The sequence below is a fragment of the Streptomyces sp. NRRL F-5122 genome (assembly GCF_001507435.1).
Lineage (GTDB): Bacteria > Actinomycetota > Actinomycetes > Streptomycetales > Streptomycetaceae > Streptomyces > Streptomyces lannensis.
Map to the genome: position 1 here is coordinate 1 of NZ_LMWH01000119.1, position 538 is coordinate 538.

The window sequence follows — 538 nt, forward strand, 5'->3', positions numbered from 1 at the left end:
CAGCAGGTCCAGGGCCAGCAGGACGCAGATGCCCGCGTCGATACCGATCGGGAAGACGTAGGCGAAGTTCCCGAAGCCCTTCTTGATGGCCAGCTCGCGGACCGCCTGGTAGGAGCCCGCGAAGCCGATCCCGGCGATGATGACGGCTCCGGACACGACCACACCGATCAGCAGGCGCTGCACACGGGTGAACCCAGGGAGCGCCGGCGGTGAGGCCGATGACGCCCGGCTCCCTCCCCGCTGGGACGTACTGCGCTGCGCCGTACCCCCGGCAACTGGCCCGTTGCGCCGCGGCAGCGTGGAGCGCGCCGACTCCTTGGTGGTCATAGCGCCTCAACCTGCCGCGTGTGCGTGCCGAGGAGGTCGTTGATGAGTTGCTCGGTTTCGATCTCGAGCGAGACGTCCAGCATCCTGTTGACCTGCTGGATGCGGGTGATGGTGTTGGACGGGAGGGTAGTTGGAGCGTGGGGTGGTGGCTGAGCTGGTGTGTTGTTGATTCGTTGAGGGGGGTGGGGGAGGGAGTGGGTGCTGGGTTGGG

Annotated in this window: 2 protein-coding genes; both read right to left on the reverse strand. The window is 67.1% G+C overall.

Annotated features, from left to right (window positions below):
- Window positions 1-327 (reverse strand): DUF2637 domain-containing protein (locus ADL25_RS50525; RefSeq protein ID WP_234380930.1); only part of this gene is annotated, 327 nt, incomplete at its 3' end.
- On the reverse strand, window positions 324-538 hold a 215-nt coding region (locus ADL25_RS50530; RefSeq protein ID WP_234380931.1), incomplete at its 5' end, for a hypothetical protein. The genes ADL25_RS50525 and ADL25_RS50530, both read right to left, overlap by 4 nt.